The organism is Amycolatopsis sp. NPDC023774 (assembly GCF_040639695.1).
Taxonomy (GTDB): Bacteria; Actinomycetota; Actinomycetes; order Mycobacteriales; family Pseudonocardiaceae; genus Amycolatopsis.
Genome location: NZ_JBFAAJ010000005.1, coordinates 24737 through 41384, shown reverse-complemented (window position 1 = coordinate 41384; position 16648 = coordinate 24737). Strand labels below are relative to the sequence as shown.

General features: G+C 69.9%; 18 protein-coding genes. 6 read left to right on the top strand and 12 right to left on the bottom strand.

Annotated features, from left to right (window positions below; all coding sequences use genetic code 11):
• Positions 1 to 5: 5 nt before the first annotated feature.
• The 10 genes from AB0F91_RS14950 to AB0F91_RS14905 form a co-directional block, all read right to left on the bottom strand.
• Positions 6 to 854 carry a biotin-dependent carboxyltransferase family protein gene (locus tag AB0F91_RS14950; RefSeq protein WP_360597899.1) on the bottom strand — a complete coding sequence of 283 codons (849 nt, stop codon included), beginning with the start codon at positions 852 to 854 and terminating at the stop codon, positions 6 to 8.
• Positions 854 to 1462 carry a 5-oxoprolinase subunit PxpB gene (pxpB, locus tag AB0F91_RS14945; RefSeq protein ID WP_360597898.1) on the bottom strand — a complete coding sequence of 203 codons (609 nt, stop codon included), beginning with the start codon at positions 1460 to 1462 and terminating at the stop codon, positions 854 to 856. Before pxpB ends, AB0F91_RS14950 begins: the two co-directional genes overlap by 1 nt.
• Before the next feature lie 22 nt (positions 1463 to 1484).
• Positions 1485 to 2099: an FABP family protein gene (locus AB0F91_RS14940; protein WP_360597896.1), complete on the bottom strand. Its 615-nt coding sequence runs from the start codon at positions 2097 to 2099 to the stop codon at positions 1485 to 1487.
• 132 nt (positions 2100 to 2231) lie between these two features.
• A complete protein-coding gene (locus tag AB0F91_RS14935) occupies positions 2232 to 2714 on the bottom strand; it encodes a hypothetical protein (RefSeq protein WP_360597894.1) in 483 nt (160 codons plus the stop codon).
• A gap of 162 nt (positions 2715 to 2876) precedes the next feature.
• Complete coding sequence (locus AB0F91_RS14930) at positions 2877 to 3188, bottom strand: DUF1416 domain-containing protein (protein WP_360597893.1); 312 nt, start codon at positions 3186 to 3188, stop codon at positions 2877 to 2879.
• Positions 3188 to 4024 carry a sulfurtransferase gene (locus tag AB0F91_RS14925; protein ID WP_360597891.1) on the bottom strand — a complete coding sequence of 279 codons (837 nt, stop codon included), beginning with the start codon at positions 4022 to 4024 and terminating at the stop codon, positions 3188 to 3190. The genes AB0F91_RS14930 and AB0F91_RS14925 overlap by 1 nt, the downstream gene beginning before the upstream one ends.
• A 33-nt stretch (positions 4025 to 4057) precedes the next feature.
• On the bottom strand, positions 4058 to 4489 hold the full coding sequence (locus tag AB0F91_RS14920) for a DUF4395 domain-containing protein (RefSeq protein ID WP_360597889.1): 432 nt from the start codon (positions 4487 to 4489) through the stop codon (positions 4058 to 4060).
• 89 nt (positions 4490 to 4578) lie between these two features.
• Positions 4579 to 4677 carry a putative leader peptide gene (locus AB0F91_RS14915; protein WP_353074115.1) on the bottom strand — a complete coding sequence of 33 codons (99 nt, stop codon included), beginning with the start codon at positions 4675 to 4677 and terminating at the stop codon, positions 4579 to 4581.
• A 103-nt stretch (positions 4678 to 4780) separates the two neighbouring features.
• Positions 4781 to 5227 carry a thioredoxin family protein gene (locus tag AB0F91_RS14910; protein ID WP_360597887.1) on the bottom strand — a complete coding sequence of 149 codons (447 nt, stop codon included), beginning with the start codon at positions 5225 to 5227 and terminating at the stop codon, positions 4781 to 4783.
• A gap of 7 nt (positions 5228 to 5234) precedes the next feature.
• The gene (locus AB0F91_RS14905; protein WP_360597885.1) at positions 5235 to 6134 is read right to left on the bottom strand and encodes a DUF2993 domain-containing protein; all 900 of its coding nucleotides are present in this window, start codon (positions 6132 to 6134) and stop codon (positions 5235 to 5237) included.
• 178 nt (positions 6135 to 6312) lie between these two features.
• Between AB0F91_RS14905 and AB0F91_RS14900 the strand changes: the two genes are divergently transcribed.
• The 6 genes from AB0F91_RS14900 (at position 6313) to pstB (ending at position 12214) form a co-directional block, all read left to right on the top strand.
• Positions 6313 to 7050: a response regulator transcription factor gene (locus AB0F91_RS14900; RefSeq protein WP_360597884.1), complete on the top strand. Its 738-nt coding sequence runs from the start codon at positions 6313 to 6315 to the stop codon at positions 7048 to 7050.
• Positions 7051 to 7141: 91 nt separating this feature from the next.
• The gene (gene mshD / locus AB0F91_RS14895) at positions 7142 to 8041 is read left to right on the top strand and encodes a mycothiol synthase (RefSeq protein WP_360598287.1); all 900 of its coding nucleotides are present in this window, start codon (positions 7142 to 7144) and stop codon (positions 8039 to 8041) included.
• Positions 8042 to 8265: 224 nt separating this feature from the next.
• Positions 8266 to 9396 (top strand): phosphate ABC transporter substrate-binding protein PstS, encoded by a 1131-nt coding sequence (pstS, locus tag AB0F91_RS14890; protein ID WP_360597882.1) that lies wholly within the window; start codon positions 8266 to 8268, stop codon positions 9394 to 9396.
• Positions 9397 to 9596: 200 nt separating this feature from the next.
• Positions 9597 to 10517, top strand: coding sequence for a phosphate ABC transporter permease subunit PstC (gene pstC, locus AB0F91_RS14885; protein WP_360598285.1), 921 nt, complete (start codon positions 9597 to 9599; stop codon positions 10515 to 10517).
• Positions 10518 to 10519: 2 nt separating this feature from the next.
• Complete coding sequence (gene pstA, locus AB0F91_RS14880; protein ID WP_360597881.1) at positions 10520 to 11434, top strand: phosphate ABC transporter permease PstA; 915 nt, start codon at positions 10520 to 10522, stop codon at positions 11432 to 11434.
• Positions 11435 to 11437: 3 nt separating this feature from the next.
• A complete protein-coding gene (pstB, locus tag AB0F91_RS14875) occupies positions 11438 to 12214 on the top strand; it encodes a phosphate ABC transporter ATP-binding protein PstB (RefSeq protein ID WP_360597880.1) in 777 nt (258 codons plus the stop codon).
• A gap of 215 nt (positions 12215 to 12429) precedes the next feature.
• On the opposite strand, the gene phoU is transcribed toward pstB, so the two are convergent.
• Positions 12430 to 13101, bottom strand: a complete 672-nt coding sequence (phoU, locus tag AB0F91_RS14870; protein WP_360597879.1) for a phosphate signaling complex protein PhoU — start codon at positions 13099 to 13101, stop codon at positions 12430 to 12432.
• Between the two features lie 83 nt (positions 13102 to 13184).
• Positions 13185 to 16577, bottom strand: coding sequence for an LCP family protein (locus AB0F91_RS14865; RefSeq protein ID WP_360597877.1), 3393 nt, complete (start codon positions 16575 to 16577; stop codon positions 13185 to 13187).
• Positions 16578 to 16648: the final 71 nt, after the last annotated feature.

The following is a 16648-nucleotide window of genomic DNA, read 5'->3' as shown; positions in this document are numbered from 1 at the left end:
GCCCATCAAGACGAGCGGAACCGCACAGAGGTTCCGGGGCGTGCCTGAGCGAGTGCACCGAGTGACCCGCGTCTCACCACGGCGGCCACTGGGTAGCCGCCGGTCGTGGGGTGGTCGGCGAGGAAGACGACGGGCAGGCCGCTCGGCGGGACCTGGATTGCGCCGGTCAGCAGGCCTTCGCTGGGCAGCTCGGTGGTGTTCGCGCGGCGCAGCGGGGGGCCGTCCAGGCGCAGGCCGACGCGGTTGGACTCCGGCGTCACCGTCCACCAGGCGCCGAGGCCTTCGACGAGGTCGGTGAACCAGTCGTCGCGCGGGCCGAGGACCACGGGCACGACGAGGCGCTCGGGTGCCGCGGGGGCGACCACCACGTCGGCTCCCGTCGGCACTCCGGTGACCGGGCCGAGCGGGAGCGAAACGCCGTCTTCCAGCGGTTCCGGTCCGATTTCCGAGAGCACGTCCCGCGAACGGCTGCCCAGCACCGGGTCGACGGCGATCCCGCCCGAAACCGCCAGGTAGCTGCGCAAACCGGCCGCCGGGCGGCCGAGCGCAAGCGTTTGCCCCGCCCGCAGCGAGACGGCTGAGTGGGAACCGACGTGCCGATCGTCCACCCGCACCGGCACGAGGGGGCCCGTCACGGCGACCGTGCACGGCACCGTCGCCCGCACGGCCAGCCCGCCCAGCAACGCTTCGATCCCGGCTGCGTCCTCGGCGTTGCCGACCAGGCGGTTGCCGAGGCGCAGGGCGTCGGCGTCGAGGGCACCCGACGGGGGCACGCCGAGGTGCGCGTAACCCGGCCGGCCGAGGTCCTGCACCAGCGCGAGCGGTCCCGTGTGGACGATCTCCAGCGCGCGCATCACACGCTCCGGAAGCGCACGCGGTCGCCGGGCGCGAACAGTGCGGGCCGCTCGGCGGTGGGGTCGAACAGCGTTGTGTCGGTGTGCCCGAGCAGCCGCCAGCCGCCGGGCGACTCGCGCGGGTAGACGCCGGTGAACTCGCCGCCGATGCCCACCGACCCGGCGGGGACCTTCGTGCGCGGCGACTCGAGCCGGGGCTGCCGCAGTGCGTCCGGCAGCCCCGTCAGGTAGCCGAATCCGGGCGCGAAGCCGGTGAACGCGACGGTGTACTCGGCTTCGGTGTGCAGCGTGACGACGTCGGCCGCGGACACCCCGGCATCGCGCGCGACGAGCGCCAGGTCCTCGCCGTCGTAGTAGACGTCCAGCGTGACCTCGCGCGGCGAGCCGCCGGGCGGGTGGGTGAGGTCGGCGCCGTCGAGCAGTTCCCGCACGGACTTGAGCGCGGGCGACCCGGGCTCCGCCACCACCAGCAGGCTGCGCGCCCCGGGCACGAGCTCGGCGATCCCGTCGACGCCGGCGGCCTCGACCGTGGCGCGGGCGGCGGTCATCTGCGCGAGCGAGTCGCAGTCGAGCAGGGCGGCGTGCTCGCCGCAGGGCCGCCAGAGCATGGACAGAGCTTAAACGCCCTGCTCAGCCGACGACGCGGTGCAGCAGAGCCGAGGTGTGCGGCTGCATCTCCTGGCCCATCATGGCGCGCTCCTCGACGTAGCCGAGGCTGCCTTCGATGAGGCCGTAGAGCCGCTGCGCGGCGGTGACGTCCTTGGCCGTGGCCGTGCGGATGACCGCGTCGGTGCCCAGCTCCCACGACGTCTGGTTGCGCGGCTTGCCGTAGTAGAGCTCCACGATGCCGGAGCTGTGCGTGAGCAGCAGTTCGATCGTGTCGTCCTCCTGCGGCCGCCAGAACCCGCTCTCGCGGGCGGCGGGGCGGATGACGTTCCCCTCGTCGTCGAGCAGCCACGCGCGGGCCTCGTGCGTGAGGAACGGGCGGCCGTCGTGCGCGATGGTGAGCTGCTGCGCGAACTTGACCGGCCCCTCGATGGTGGGGTAGTCGACCTCGCCCTCACCTCGCCAGACACCGACCATCGGCAGCAGCGCGAGGCACGCGTCGTTCAGGTTCGGGCCCTCGCGCAGGTTGGCCGTGTCGTTGGGGATCGGCAGGTCGTCCCACAACGGCAGGTTGCGCGTGCGGGTGCTCGCCGCGCGCTCCTCGGCGGCCGCGATGGCTTCGTCGCCACTGGCGGTCATGGTGCTCAGCGCTGGTCGGCGTACAGCCGGTAGACGACGTAGCAGGCGAACCACACGATGGCGACTGCCGCCAGGGCCAGCAGGATCGTAAACAGGGTCTCCACAACGTGGACAATAGTCGGCCCGGCGCCCTCAGGCTCCGCGCAGGGTCGTCACGGTGAGCACAGTCACGACGAGCAGCACGCCGCCGGCCACGGCCGTGGCCGCGTGCAGCCCGGCCGTCCGGTTCGAGCCGTCCGCGACGAGGGCACCCAGGGCGGCGACGTCGCGGGCCGTGCCCGTCTGGCGGGTGGCGTTGACGGTGGCCGACGCGATGCCCGTGCACTCGCTCGGCGCGCCCGCGAGCCCGGCGACGTCGGTCGGCGTCACGCACAGCCCCACGCCGAGCCCGGCGACGGCGACCGCGAGCGCAGCCGGCCGCTCCGGCGAGATTTCCCAGCGGCAGCGCGCGGTTCTCGGTGTCGGTGGTGTTCGGCTTCGCCGCGTACCCCGTGCGGACAGCGGGATCGGCCGCATCGGGTACACCACGCGCAGCTCGACGACGACGCCCGCGGCCTCGTGCGTCCGGCGACGCGCCGCGCGGGCAAACGCCTCTACAGCGAGGCCGAGCTGCACCGCCTGACCATCGTGAAGATGGTGCAGGACAGGGGTTTGCTCAACCTCGACGACAGCGCGCTGATCATCGCGCCCTTCGCGGCGCGGCTACCCGCGGGTCTTGAACGAAGAAAAGTGACGGGCCCCCAGGAAATCCCTGAGGGCCCGGCACGGAAAAGCGCGTCAGCCGACCGAGATCGCCAGCTGGTGCAGGCCCGGGCCTTCGGCGGTGACGGAGGCCTCGCCGTTGCCCGTGCGGTGCAGCGCGCGCACCGTCCACGAGCCCGGCGCCGCGTAGAAGCGGAAGTCGCCCTCGGGGGAGGCGACCACCTCGCCGGTGAAGTCGCCGCCGCCGTCGAGCAGGCGCACGAACGCGCCGCCCAGCGGGCCGTCGGTGCCGGTCACCTTGCCGGCCAGCACGACCTGACCGTTGGTGTCGAAGTCAGCGGGCGTGGCCACCTGGACCGGGGCGCCGCAACCGTCGTCAGCCGCCATCACTTCGCTCCCAACTCGACCGGCACGCCGACCAGCGAGCCGTATTCCGTCCACGAACCGTCGTAGTTCTTCACGTCGGAGTAGCCGAGCAGCTCGTGCAGCGCGAACCACGCGATGGACGAACGCTCACCGATGCGGCAGTACGCGATGGTCGGCTTCGACTCGTCGAGCCCGGCCTCGGTGTAGAGGTCCTTGATCTCGTCCTCGGTCTTGAAGGTGCCGTCCTCGTTGGCGACCTTGGCCCACGGCACGTTCAGCGCGCCCGGAATGTGGCCCGGGACCTGGGACTGCTCCTGCGGCAGGTGCGCCGGGGCGAGCAGCTTGCCGGAGAACTCGTCGGGCGAGCGCACGTCGACGAAGTTCTTCGCGCCGATGGCCTGCACGACCTCGTCGCGGAACGCGCGCAGCGAGAGGTCCTGCTCCTTGGCCTTGTACTCCGTGGCGTCGCGCTTCACGTCGTCGGCGCTGAGCTCACGGCCGTCGAGCTCCCACTTCTTGCGGCCGCCGTCGAGCAGCTGCACGTTCTCGTGGCCGTAGAGCTTGAAGTACCAGTATGCGTAGGCAGCGAACCAGTTGTTGTTGCCGCCGTAGAGGACCACGCGGTCGTCGTTCGAGATGCCCTTCTCCGACAGCAGCTTCTCGAAGCCGGCCTTGTTCACGAAGTCGCGGCGGACCTTGTCCTGAAGGTCGTTGCGCCAGTCGAGCTTCACCGCACCGCGGATGTGCCCGGCGTCGTACGCGGTCGTGTCCTCGTCGACCTCGACGAACACCACACCGGGCGTGTCCAGGTTCTCCTCGGCCCACTGGGTGGTGACCAGGGCGTCTTCACGGCTCATGGAAGCGAACTCTCCTTCTGGGGTTTGGAACTGCTAGGAAGCCCGCGCGGGGCTGAAGCGCTTGAGCAGCAGGTACATCTCGCACCCGAGGCAGAAGTTGAACGCGCCGTTCAGGAACGCGGCGAACAGCGCGAACGCCGTCGCGACGATGCCGAGCGGGGTCACGCCGGCGACGAAGCCGATCGTGCCCACGAGCGCGAACACGAAGCCCACGGCCTGCGCGAACCGCAGCGGCGCCGCGTCCTCGCGCTCGGTCGGCGGGCCGAGCCGCGGCGCGACGAGCGCGCGGTACAGCACGGAGTACGGCGCCGGCTTGAGACCGATGAAGGCGCCGATCGCGAACACCACGGTCTGCAGGGCCAGCAGCGGCCACCACTGCGTCACGAGCACCACGGCGAGCACGATCGTGGTGATGATCGCGGCGAACCGCGGGCCACGCGGGTCGACGGCCGGTCCGGCGGGCATGGTTCCTCCTGCTGAGGGCGAGGCGAGGGGCGTGCGAAAGGCACACGGCGACGGGTGGAGTGGGCCGGAGACCGGGGCTGGGACGTCGTTCAGCGCCGGCGCGACGTGCGCGGACACAAGCTGCTGCGCACGCGGCACAGATCCACTGCGCGCCGCTGCGTCAGGAGGGTGATGGGCAGCTCGTCCACGCTGCCGAGGGTACCCAGTGCGCCAACGCACAGGGAACCGCGTTCATACCGTGGGACGAGTCCCGAAGTCTGGGAAACAGCCGGTGAAGCGCTTCTCCGCCGGTCAGCGGACGTCGGCTTCGGCCAGATGCGGACGGAGAGCTTCCAGCAGCGCCGGGCCCTTCGGCACGCCGCCCACGCGCAGCAGCTCGCGGCCGTCGGCGGTCAGCGCGAGCGTGGTGGGGGTGCGCAGCACGGACAGGGCGTGGGCGACCTCGGGCTGCTCGGTCACGTCGAGGTCGACGTGGTGCAGCCCCTCGGTCTTGTCGGCCAGCGACGACAGGATCGCGCGCGTGTGGCGGCACGGCGCGCAAAACGTCGTCGAGATCTGCACCAGCGTGACGGCCGAAGCCGGGTCGAGTGCTTCCGCGACCGGAGCGGGCAGCTGGGCGAGGTCGCGGGCGGCGGCGGCCGGTTTGGCCGCGCGCACCCGTCCGTTGCGCGCCTTGAGCAGCAAGCCGGCCACGACCGCGACCACCAGTGTGGCCAGCAGGACCCAGACTCCGGTCACCGGGCACTCACCCCTTCGACGTCGACAGATCCGAGAAGTTCACGCCGGTCGCCTCGCCCTTGATCGTCACGGAACCGCTGTCCACGCGCACCGCGGTCGGGGTGACCGAGAGCGGCAGCGTGCTCGTGTCGATCGTGGCGCGGAAGTTCGGCAGGAGCGCCTTCTGCACCGAGTCCGGAACGACGGTGGTCTCGTGGTCATTCCCGAACTGCAGCCGGTGGGGGGTGATCGTGATCGTCTTGCCCTTGAGCTCGATCAGCGCGAAGCAGAAGATCTCCACCTTCTGGCCGGCCACCTGCACGTCGCCCGACAGGCGCACGCCGGCGGTGTTGCCGTCCTCCGGCTCGCCCGCCGCGTTGGTGGGTGTCGGGTCCGGCTCCTGGCCCTGGTCGGTGTCGCCGTACTTGACGTAGGCCTCGGTGCTCTGGTCGATGCGCAAGTTCTGGATCTTGTCCAGTGGCGAGATGCGCGCGATGTCCGACGCCTTGATCGTCACGGCGCCGGTGAGCTTGCCGATCTTCACGTTCTTCGTGTTGCCCGCGGTGAGGTCGGACAACGGCGCCGTTACGTCTTCGAGCTCCGCGCTCACGCCGAGATCGCGCAGTTCACCGCCCACGGGCACGCCGTCGGCCGAGACGGTGATGTGACTGTAGTCACCCGAGAGCGCCTGCGTGAGGAACGGGAAACCGTGGATGTCGACCGACGGATCGTCGGTCAGGCCGAGCTGCTCACGCGCCTTCTGGGAGATCGTGTGCTCGGCGAACGCGGCGGCTCCGAAATCGGCTCCGACCAGCAGGATCACGATGACCCCGAGCACGATCACCCAGCGGCGGACGCGCCGTCCGCGACGTCGGTTGCCCGGCCGAGGAGCCGGTCGGTCGTCCCGCGTCACGGGCCTGCTCACCATCGCGTCGGTTCTCCTGTTCGTCGGGGGCCGGGGCGCTTCCTGGGGTTCGGCCAGGTGTGATCGATCCAGCACGAGCTAGGTGACGTGTTGTTCACCCGGTATTCTCACTCAGCACCGACCGAGGCCCACGTTCGAGGCCGTGCGCCAGGACCTGACTTTGTGAAGGCGGTGTGGCTCCATGAGCCTGGACCTTCTGGTACTTACCGCGGAAGCCGACCCCACCTCTGTGCTTCCCGCGCTGGATCTGCTGCCCCACACCGTACGCGTCCGCGAGCCCGAGGTGACGGCCCTTCTCGACGCCGGGCACCGCGACGTCATCCTGCTCGACGCGCGCAGCGACCTCGCCTCGGCGAAGAGCCTGTGCCGCCTGCTCAAGGGTGCCGGCGACGACGAGGCGAGCACGCCGGTGATCGCCGTGGTCGGCGAGGGCGGCCTGGTGGCCGTGAGCTCCGAGTGGCGCACCGACGACATCCTCCTGCCGACCGCCGGCCCCGCCGAGGTCGACGCGCGCCTGCGGCTCGTGACGACCCGCGACGGCGTCTCCGGCCAGGTCGAGGCGGAGCTGCGCGTGGGCGACCTCGTGATCGACGAAGCCACCTACACCGCCCGCCTGCGCAAGCGCACCCTCGAGCTCACGTACAAGGAGTTCGAGCTCCTGAAGTACCTCGCGCAGCACGCCGGGCGCGTCTTCACCCGCGCGCAGCTGCTGCAGGAGGTCTGGGGCTACGACTTCTTCGGCGGCACGCGCACGGTCGACGTCCACGTGCGGCGACTGCGCGCCAAGCTGGGCCCGGAGCACGAGCAGATGATCGGCACCGTCCGCAACGTCGGCTACAAGTTCGAGCGCCCGGCGAAGTCCGGTCCGAAGCAATCGGCGCCGGCCATCGAATCCGCGCCCGAGTACACCAACCGTTGAGTTCGCTCGACCGAAGCGCCCCGATTCCCCCAACGAGCCCCTTCACGCGGCGCCGCGCGTGGGTAATGTCGGCTTCGTGGCGGAAACAGAGCTGACGGGCTGGACGGCCGAACTCGGGGCTGACGCGGCGGAAGCGGTGCGTGAGGTGCTGCTCGCGGCGAAGGCGGCCGACGGGCGGCCCGAGGTCGACGCGACCGGTCCGTTGCCGCGCGAGTTCGCGGGCGGGCTGCACCTGATCGCGCGCCTCGACGGCAAGCCCGCCGGCTACGCGCACCTCGACACCGAGGGCGACTCCTACGGCCGCCAAGTTGCGGAGGTCGTGGTGCACCCCGACTACCGCCGCCGCGGCGTCGGCACCGCGCTGGCCCGCGAGCTCGACGCGAAGGCCGCCGAGGGCGCCCGCGTCTGGGCCCACGGGGACAGCGCCGCGGCCGCCGCCCTGGCGAAGGACTTCGGCCTGGGCCGGCAGCGCGAGCTGCTGATCCTGCACGTCGAGGTCGAAGGCGCAGACTGGCCCGAACCCGTGCTGCGCGAAGGACTGCGGCTGCGCACCTTCGTGCCGGGGCAGGACGAGGAAGCCATGATCGCCGTCAACGCGCGCGCGTTCGACTGGCACCCGGAGCAGGGCGCGTTCACCGTCGACGAGCTGCGCGCCGAGGAACGGCAGCCGTGGTTCGACCCGGCCGGCTTCTTCCTGGCGGAGAACGACAACGGCGAAGTCGTCGGCTTCCACTGGACGAAGGTGCACGAGCCCGTGCCCGGCCGCTTCGGCGGTGAGCCAGTCGGGGAGGTCTATGTCGTCGGTGTCGATCCGGGCACGCAGGGCGGCGGTCTCGGCAAGGCGCTGACGCTTGCGGGGCTTCGGTATTTGCGCGAGAAGGGATTACGGCAAGTCATCCTTTACGTCGAGGGCGACAACGCACCGGCTTTGGCGGTCTATTCGAAGCTGGGGTTCAGGCGTTTCGAAACCGACGTCCAGTACGGTCGGTAGTCACCATCGACGGGGTGAATGCCCCGTGTTACTTTCTGCGTACATGCAGGTCACGGCAGGGACACGACACCCTTTCGGGGTAGTCGCCCTGCTCACATACGGTGCCTTGTTCACTTTTCGTTCATGTGAGCAAGGGCGACCGGCCACCGGGGCTGCCTAATGTCCGGATCCGGCGCGCTGAGACGCGCGCCGATCCGGCGAAGTCTCCGAGTGGAGGAAATGCAGTGAAGATCATGCGGCCCCTTGGTGCCGTGGGCATCGTGGCGAGCGCCGCCCTGGTGCTCGCCGCCTGTGGTAGCGACCCCGCGGCGAGCAACAGCAGCAACTCCAGCTCGGCCGCCGCCCCCGCCGCCACCGGCACCGCGCAGGTCGACTGCGGTGGCAAGAGCCCGCTGTCCGGTGAGGGCTCGACGGCGCAGAACAACGCCATCGACGTCTTCAAGCTCGCCTACGGCAAGCAGTGCAATGGCCAGCAGGTCAACTACACCGCCAGCGGCTCGGGCGCGGGTGTCAAGCAGTTCAACGGCAACCAGGTCGACTTCGGTGGCACGGACTCCCCGGCCACTGGCGCGGACCTCCAGGCCGCCGACAAGCGCTGCGCCTCCCCGGCGTGGAACATCCCGCTGGTCGTCGGCCCGGTGGCCGTCGGTTACCACCTGTCGGGTGTCGACAAGCTCGTTCTCACGCCGTCCGTGATCGCGAAGATCTTCAGCGGTGGCATCACGAAGTGGAACGACCCGGCCATCAAGGCGATCAAGGGCAACGAGGGCTTCACGTTCCCTGACAAGGCGATCCAGGTCGTCTCCCGCTCGGACGAGTCGGGCACCACCGACAACTTCCAGAAGTACCTCGGTGCCGCCGCCAAGGCCGACTGGACCAAGGGCGCCGGCAAGAAGTTCAACGGTGGCGTCGGCAACGGTGCTTCCGGCTCGAACGGTGTCGCCACCACGGTCAAGGGTGCTGACGGCTCGATCACGTACGTGGAGGGCGCGTTCGCCAAGGACGGCGTCACCCCGGCCCTGATCGACAGCGGCTCCGGCGGCGTCGCGCTGTCCGCTGAGAACGTTGCGAAGTCGCTTGACTCCGCGACCTTCCTGAACGCGGGCTCCAACGACCTCGCGCTCGACCTGAACAAGATCTACGCGAGCAACGTCGCGGGTGCCTACCCGCTGCTGCTCACGACCTACGAGCTCGTCTGCTCGAAGTACTCGAACCCGGACGTGTCGAAGGCCGTCAAGGCGTTCCTGACCACGTCGGCCACCACCGGCCAGCAGCAGCTGTCGTCGAAGGGCTACGTGCCGATCCCGCAGAGCCTGCAGGACAAGGTGCTGACCGCCATCAAGGCGATTTCGTGACCTATCCTCGACTTGGCTGAACAACAAGTACACGCTGGACAGAACCCCAGTCGATGAGCGAGTCATCCTCGACGCGAACGCCCACCGGCGGCCCCGGTGGGCGTTCGTCGTCCGCCCGAGCGTTCCCGGAGGATCCGATTTCGGACACAACATCCGCGCCGGCGCCCGAAAGGCCGCCCGCGCAGGAGAAGCCGAAGAAGGTGCGGGCCGGTGACCGCATCTTCCAGAACCTGACCACCGGGGCCGGCATCTTCATCGTCGCGCTGATCGGCCTGATCGGGATCTTCCTGATCATCCAGGCCATCCCGGCGCTGCGGGTCGACAAGGTCAACTTCCTGTTCAACCACGGGTGGTCGACCAACGATCCGGCGAACATGGCGTTCGGCATCGCGGACCTCGCCGAGGTCACCGTGGCCACTTCGCTGGTGGCGCTGATCATCGCCATGCCGGTTTCGCTCGGCATCGCCCTGTTCCTCACCCAGTACGCGCCGAAGCGGCTCGCCCGCGGGTTCGCCTACGTGATCGACCTGCTGGCCGCCGTACCGTCGATCATCTTCGGCCTCTGGGGCATCATCGTGTTCGCCCCGGCGATCGAGCCGTTCTCGCTGTGGGTGAACTCCACTTTCTCCTGGTTCCCCCTCTTCGCGCCGGGCAACGTGCAGCCGAACGTGCGCGGCACGATTTTCACGGCCGGCATCGTGCTCGCGGTCATGATCCTGCCGATCATCACCTCGCTCTCGCGTGAGGTCTTCGAACGCACGCCGACCCCGCACATCGAAGGCGCGCTGGCGCTCGGCGCCACCCGCTGGGAGGTCATCCGCACCACGGTGCTGCCGTTCGGCAAGGCCGGCTACATCGGTGCGTCGATGCTGGGCCTCGGCCGCGCGCTGGGTGAGACCATCGCGCTCGCGGTCATCCTGCTGATCCCGCAGGGCCGCAACTTCGACTGGAGCCTCTTCGACGGTGGTGCGACGTTCGCGTCGAAGATCGCCGCGAACTACAGCGAGTTCAACAACGCCACCTCCGCCGGCGCGTACATCGCCGCCGGTCTCGTGCTGTTCGTGCTGACGTTCCTGGTGAACTTCGCCGCCCGCTCCATCATCAGCAAGAAGGGGGACTGAGCATGTCCACAACGCTCGAACGTCCCGCCGTGACGCCCGCGTTCCAGCAGGTCAGCCTGGCCCGCAAGGCCAAGAACGGCTTCGCCACCGTGCTGGTGTGGCTGGCGTTCCTGGTCGCCGTCGTGCCGCTGGTGTGGGTGCTCTACACCGTGATCGTCAACGGCATCAAGCGCATCCCGTTCACGAACTGGTGGACCGAGGACTTCGGGTCCGTGCTGAGCGACGAGGTCGGCGGCGGCGTGCTGCACGCGATCATCGGCACGCTGGAGCAAGGCCTGATCTGCGCGGTCATCGCGGTGCCCATCGGCCTGCTGGTGTCGATCTACCTGGTGGAGTACGGCCGCGGCAAGCTCGCGAAGGCCACCACGTTCATGGTCGACATCCTCTCCGGTGTTCCCTCGATCGTCGCCGCGCTGTTCATCTACGCGCTGTGGATCACCACGCTCGGCCTGCCGCGCAGCGGTTTCGCGGTGTCGCTGGCGCTGGTGCTGCTCATGATCCCGGTGGTCGTCCGCTCGTCGGAGGAGATGTTGCGGATCGTGCCGGACGACCTGCGCGAGGCGTCCTACGCGCTGGGTGTGCCGAAGTGGAAGACGATCATGAAGATCGTGCTGCCGACGGCGATGTCCGGCATCATCGGCGGCGTCATGATGGCGCTCGCCCGGGTGATGGGCGAGACGGCGCCGCTGCTGGTCCTCGTGGGCTACTCGGCCTACGTGAACTGGAACCCCTTCGACGGTGAGCAGGCCGCACTGCCGCTGGTGATGAACAACGAGCGCGTGACCAACTCGCTCGACCCCGGGAGCGTCGGTTTCGACCGGATCTGGGGTGCCGCGTTGACGCTGGTCATCATCATCGCGATCCTGAACCTGCTCGCCACCCTGCTCTCCCGGCTCCTCGCCCCGAAGAAGAAGTGAGTCATGGCCAAGCGAATCGACGTCAAGGACGTAGACATCTACTACGGCAAGTTCCACGCCGTGGACAGCGTCACGCTGAACGTGCCGCCGCGCAACGTCACCGCGTTCATCGGGCCGTCGGGCTGCGGTAAGTCGACCGTGCTGCGCACGCTCAACCGGATGCACGAGGTCATCCCGGGTGCGCGCGTGGAGGGCGAGGTGCTGCTCGACGGCGAGGACATCTACGCGTCCGCGGTGGACCCGGTGCAGGTGCGCCGGACGATCGGCATGGTGTTCCAGCGTCCCAACCCGTTCCCCACGATGTCCATCAAGGACAACGTGGTGGCCGGGCTGCGCCTGGGCGGTACCAGGAACCGCAAGCAGCTCGACGAGATCGCCGAGCGCGCGCTGCGCGGTGCCAACCTGTGGAACGAGGTCAAGGACCGGCTCAACAAGCCGGGCGGCGGCCTCTCCGGCGGTCAGCAGCAGCGGCTCTGCATCGCCCGCGCCATCGCCGTGCAGCCCGACGTGCTCCTGATGGACGAGCCGTGCTCCGCGCTCGACCCGATCTCGACCCTCGCCATCGAGGACCTGATCGGTGAGCTCAAGAAGGAGTACACGATCGTCATCGTCACGCACAACATGCAGCAGGCGGCCCGAGTTTCCGACCAGACGGCGTTCTTCAACCTGGCCGGCGTCGGCCAGCCCGGCCGGCTGATCGAGCTGAACGACACGGAGAAGATCTTCTCCAACCCGGACCAGAAGGCGACCGAGGACTACATCTCGGGCCGGTTCGGCTGATCGTCCATTCTGGCCTGTCGCACAACTGCCCCTCCGTCCGATGTGGACGGAGGGGCAGTTTCGTCGGGTGGTGCCGGTCAGCGGTCGCGGGCGACGGCTTTCCGGGCCGCGGTGAGGGCGGCGTTGTCAGCGAGGAGAAACCAGCGTCGACTCACGGTCGAAGTGGACGGTCGAACCGCTCTCTGATGAACAGCCGGTGCCGGCTGACCGCGAGATCAGACGTTGAGGTCCTCGTCGGAGTCGTAGCCCGGCATACGACCAGTGACCACGAAGATCATGCGCTTGGCGACCGAAACCGCGTGGTCGGCGTAGCGCTCGTAGAAGCGGCCGAGCAGCGTGACGTCGACGGCCGCGGCGACACCGTAGGGCCACTCGCGGTCCATCAGCACCGTGAACAGGTGACGGTGGATGTCGTCGACCTGGTCGTCCTCGGCCTCGAGGTCCTTGGCGGCGTTGACGTCCTTGGACTTGATGACCTGCTCGGCCTGGCGCGCGAGCTTCACCGCGGCGCGGCCCATCTCGACGAAGTAGGGCTTCACCGACTCCGGCAGCACCGCTTCGGGGTGGCGACGCCGCGCGGCCTTGGCGACGTGCAGGGCGAGGTCGCCCATGCGCTCGAGGCTCTCGGCGGCGTGGATTGCGGCGAGCACGGTGCGCAGGTCCGTGGCCACGGGTGCTTGGAGGGCGAGTAGCGCGTACGCCTGCTCCTCGCACTCGGCGCGCGCGTCGTCGACCTTCGCGTCGTCGCTGATCACCTGCTCCGCGAGGCCCAGGTCGACCTCCAGCAGTGCCTTGGTGGCCAGCTCCATCGCCTCGGCGACCTGAGCCGACATGGCGGCCAGGTTCTCGGCGAGCTGTTCGAGTTCGACATGGTAAGCCTCACGCATGGAGACACCCTACGACGCGCGTTGTCCGAATACCGCATCGCCGGGTGAACCGCACGTGAATCCGGTCTAACGAATCCCGCGGGTCAACCTTCGGCGCCTTTGCTGTCGATCTTCGACGCGCTGCCCGCGTTGGCCGCGGTGGTGGGCTTTTCGCCGGGCAGCGGGGTGTTGTCGCGCAAGGCGTCGAAGAGCGAGTCCGTTCTGGACTGCACGAGGACCTCGTTGCCGCGCTTGTTGGCGGTGCCGGTGGTGGGCACGGTCATGAAGTTGATCTTGGACGGGTCCACGCCGCGCATCGACTGGGCGAGCGTCATCATCTGCTGCACACCGAGGTTGTCGCCGAAGGTGGCCTTCGCGAACGCGGTGATGAAGCCGGACAGCTTGCCGGGGTCGAGGACCACGTCGGACGACATGACCTTCTTCAGCAGCGCGCCGATGAAAGCCTGTTGCCGCTTGATGCGGCCGTAGTCGGACGTCGGGTCGCCCTTCACGTGGCGGGCGCGTACGTAGTTCAGGGCCTGGTCGCCGGAGATCGTGACGTCGCCGGTCTCCAGCAGGACCTTGCCGAGCACCTCGTCGTCGATCGGCTTCTCGTTGTTGATCGTGACGCCGTGGACCGCGTCGACCATGTCTTTGAAACCGTTGAAGTCAATGCCCACGAAGTGGTTGATGCGCAGGCCGGTGATCTTCTGGATCACCTTCGTGACGCACTGCGGGCCACCCACGGCGTACGCGGTGTTGAGCTTCGCGATGCTCTGGCCCGACACGACCTCGTCGGTGGTGACGGACTTCGAGGGATCCCAGCGGTTGCAGTCGGGCCGGTTGATCTCAAGGTCGCGCGGGAAGGACACCACGACCACGCGCTTCCGGTCGGCCGGCACGTGGGCGACCATCACGGTGTCCGAGCGGGCGCCGGGGTTGCTCTCGGCGGTGCCGACACCTTCTTCGGCCGAGGCGCCGTCGCGGCTGTCGGAGCCGACCATGAGGAAGTTCTCGTCGTTGGCCTGGGCGTCGGCGTCGCGGATGTCGGAGGAGTTCTCGTCGAGCGCGGAGACCTGGGTGAACTTGGCGTCGAACCAGTTCACCGCTCCCCAGGCCACGCCGGTGCCCAGGAAGACCAACACAGCCAGCACGATGAGCACGATCCGACCGATCCGGACGGCCCGCTCGTTGTGGCGCTGCTTCTTTTCCTGCAGACGGGTCTGAGGGGCGCGCTCTTCGGGCGTCTCGTCGTCCGCCTCGGCGGGGATCGCCTTCTGGATCCCGGTGGGCGCCACCACGCGCTGCAGAGCAGTGCGCGTCTGCTCGAACAACGCGACGGGCCGCGCGGTCAGCCGCGCCATGCGCTCGCGCCGTTTGTCCTCCTCCGCCAGCATCTCGTCGTGGGCGGCCGAGAAGCGCGCGAGGGTGTGGTCGATCTTCCTGCGGTACTGCGTGGCCTCGTCGATCGCCTCCATCTCGTCCGTCATGGTCAACGGATCGAGCTCCGACCGCGCGGGCACTCCAGCGGGCCGCGCGGGCGGTCGGCGTTGGCGGGGCGGGCGTTTGCCGTTGACGGGAGGGGTGAGCTGGGTGCGCTCCCCCACGGGAGAGGTGAGCTGAGTGCGCTCGGCTCCCGGGGCGGCTTGGTTGTTCTCGTGGTCTGCTTCGGCGCTTTGGTCGTTCTCGACGAACCCGTCGGCCGCGAGGCCTTGGTCTGCGCCGGGCTTGCCGGACACACCGGGCTTGCCGTTGACGGCACCGTTCGGCCCGGGCCGGCTGCTCGCGCCGGCTTGAGGCCGCCGCTTGCCGTTCGCCCCGACCTTGCCGTTCAGTCCGGCAGTACCGTTGGCCGCCGGCACACCGTGTGGCCCGGACGTGCCATTCAGTCCCGGCTTGCCGTTCGCACCGGCAAGACCCTCCGGCCCCGGCATCCCACCGGGTCCCGGCTTGCCGTTGGGCCCGGCCTTGCCGTTGGACCCGGCAACGCCGCTCGGCCCGGCAACGCCATTGGGCCCGGCAACGCCATTGGGCCCGGCAACGCCGTTGGGCCCGGCCTTGCCGTTGGGCCCGGCAACGCCATTGGCCCCCGGCATTCCGCTGCCGTTCGGCCCAGACTTGCCGTTCGTGCCGGCAGGGCCGCCGGGTCGTGGCATGCCGTTGGCCGTCGCCATGCCATTCGGGCCCGCCTGGCCATTGGGCCCGGCAGCTCCGGCCCCACCATGGGAGCCGGACGTGCCGTTCGGCGCGGACTTGCCATGGGGTCCGGCAGGACCGCCTGCGCCCGGACCGCCGTTTGCGCCGGTCATGCCATTCGCGTCGCCTCGCGCCGCCGGGTTGCCGTTCGGGTTGGACTTGCCATGGGGTCCGGCAGCACCGTTCGGACCCGGCATGCCGTGTGTGTCGATCTGGGAGCTCGGCTTGCCGGTGGGGCCTGGCTTGCCATTCGGGCCGGCGGCGCCGTTGGGCCGCGGCATGCCGTGGGCAGGAGGCTTGCCATTCGGGCCCGGGTTGCCATTCGGTGCGGCCTTGCCGCTTGCGCCGGGCATACCGCTCGGACCGGGGCGCTGGCCGTTGGGGCGGGCGGGGCGTTCGGCCGGGGGCAGCGGGGCGGCGCCGGCCGGGCCGGGGGTGCGGCCGTTCGGGGGCTCGGGCGGTGCGGAGGTGCCATGGCGGCCGGCGGGTTCGGCGGCCGGGAGGTCGGAGAAGTTCGGGCCGTGGTCGGCCACGGCGTGGCTGCCGCCGGGGGCCGGGGGTTCCGGGGCGCGGCGGCGGCCGGTGGGCAGTGGCTGCGAGGTCGTCGGGCGGCGCGGGGAAGGTGGTTCCGAAGCGGCACGGCGGGGTCCGCGCGAGTGAGCCGCCTCTGGCGCATCCGCGGTGTGCGAGGACCGGCCCGAAGAATCCGCGCTTGGCACGGGGCCGCCCGCCGAAGGTGCGGCGGGCGGGTCGTCGTCGGGGCGGGCGCGGCGGCCGCGGGGTGGCGGCTGCTCGGCGCGGTGCGAGCGGGAAGAAGTCGAGTAGGTCTCGTCCGCGAGGTGTGAGCTGCCGGGGCGGCCCGCGCGGGCACTGCCGTGGGACTCGGCCAGGTGCGAGGTGCCGGGGCTGCCCGCGCGGGAGCTGCCGTTGGACTCGGCCAAGTGTGAGTTGCCTGAACGTAGGCGGGAGCTGCCGTTCGACTCCGCGAGGTGTGAGCTGCCCTCGACGTCGGAGTCGTCGGCGCGTCGTGAGCCTGAGCGGGAGCCGGGCGCGGCAGAGTGGCCGTTGGGTCCGCGCACGTGTGAGCTGCTGTTCGACCGCCCACCAGGCTCCGCGCGACGCGAGCCCGCGTCGGAGTCTTCCGTGTCGAAGGTCGGGCGTTCGCCGGTGTGGCGGGCCACGACGTCGGAGACGCTGATGCCGCCCTGGGTTTCCATGGAGCGGCGGCGGCCGGCGCGGGTGTGGGGGGTGCCGTTGTCCGAGTGGCGACCGGTGCCGGGGAGGGGGCGATCGTCGGGCACTCGGACTCCTTTCGCACTTCGGGCGCTTACGAACCGGCGGCGGGGGCCTTTCGTTCCGGCTCTCCCAGGGC

Bases quoted from the DNA above. Each gene is read 5' to 3' on its own strand.
- pxpB (WP_360597898.1), bottom strand. From the start codon at position 1,462: ATGCTCTGGCGGCCCTGCGGCGAGCACGCCGCCCTGCTCGACTGCGAC.
- AB0F91_RS14940 (WP_360597896.1), bottom strand. From the start codon at position 2,099: ATGACCGCCAGTGGCGACGAAGCCATCGCGGCCGCCGAGGAGCGCGCG.
- AB0F91_RS14920 (WP_360597889.1), bottom strand. From the start codon at position 4,489: ATGCCCGCCGGACCGGCCGTCGACCCGCGTGGCCCGCGGTTCGCCGCG.
- AB0F91_RS14905 (WP_360597885.1), bottom strand. From the start codon at position 6,134: ATGGTGAGCAGGCCCGTGACGCGGGACGACCGACCGGCTCCTCGGCCG.
- AB0F91_RS14950 (WP_360597899.1), bottom strand. From the start codon at position 854: ATGCGCGCGCTGGAGATCGTCCACACGGGACCGCTCGCGCTGGTGCAG.
- AB0F91_RS14900 (WP_360597884.1), top strand. From the start codon at position 6,313: ATGAGCCTGGACCTTCTGGTACTTACCGCGGAAGCCGACCCCACCTCT.
- phoU (WP_360597879.1), bottom strand. From the start codon at position 13,101: ATGCGTGAGGCTTACCATGTCGAACTCGAACAGCTCGCCGAGAACCTG.
- AB0F91_RS14930 (WP_360597893.1), bottom strand. From the start codon at position 3,188: ATGGCGGCTGACGACGGTTGCGGCGCCCCGGTCCAGGTGGCCACGCCC.
- pstA (WP_360597881.1), top strand. From the start codon at position 10,520: ATGTCCACAACGCTCGAACGTCCCGCCGTGACGCCCGCGTTCCAGCAG.
- AB0F91_RS14925 (WP_360597891.1), bottom strand. From the start codon at position 4,024: ATGAGCCGTGAAGACGCCCTGGTCACCACCCAGTGGGCCGAGGAGAAC.
- pstB (WP_360597880.1), top strand. From the start codon at position 11,438: ATGGCCAAGCGAATCGACGTCAAGGACGTAGACATCTACTACGGCAAG.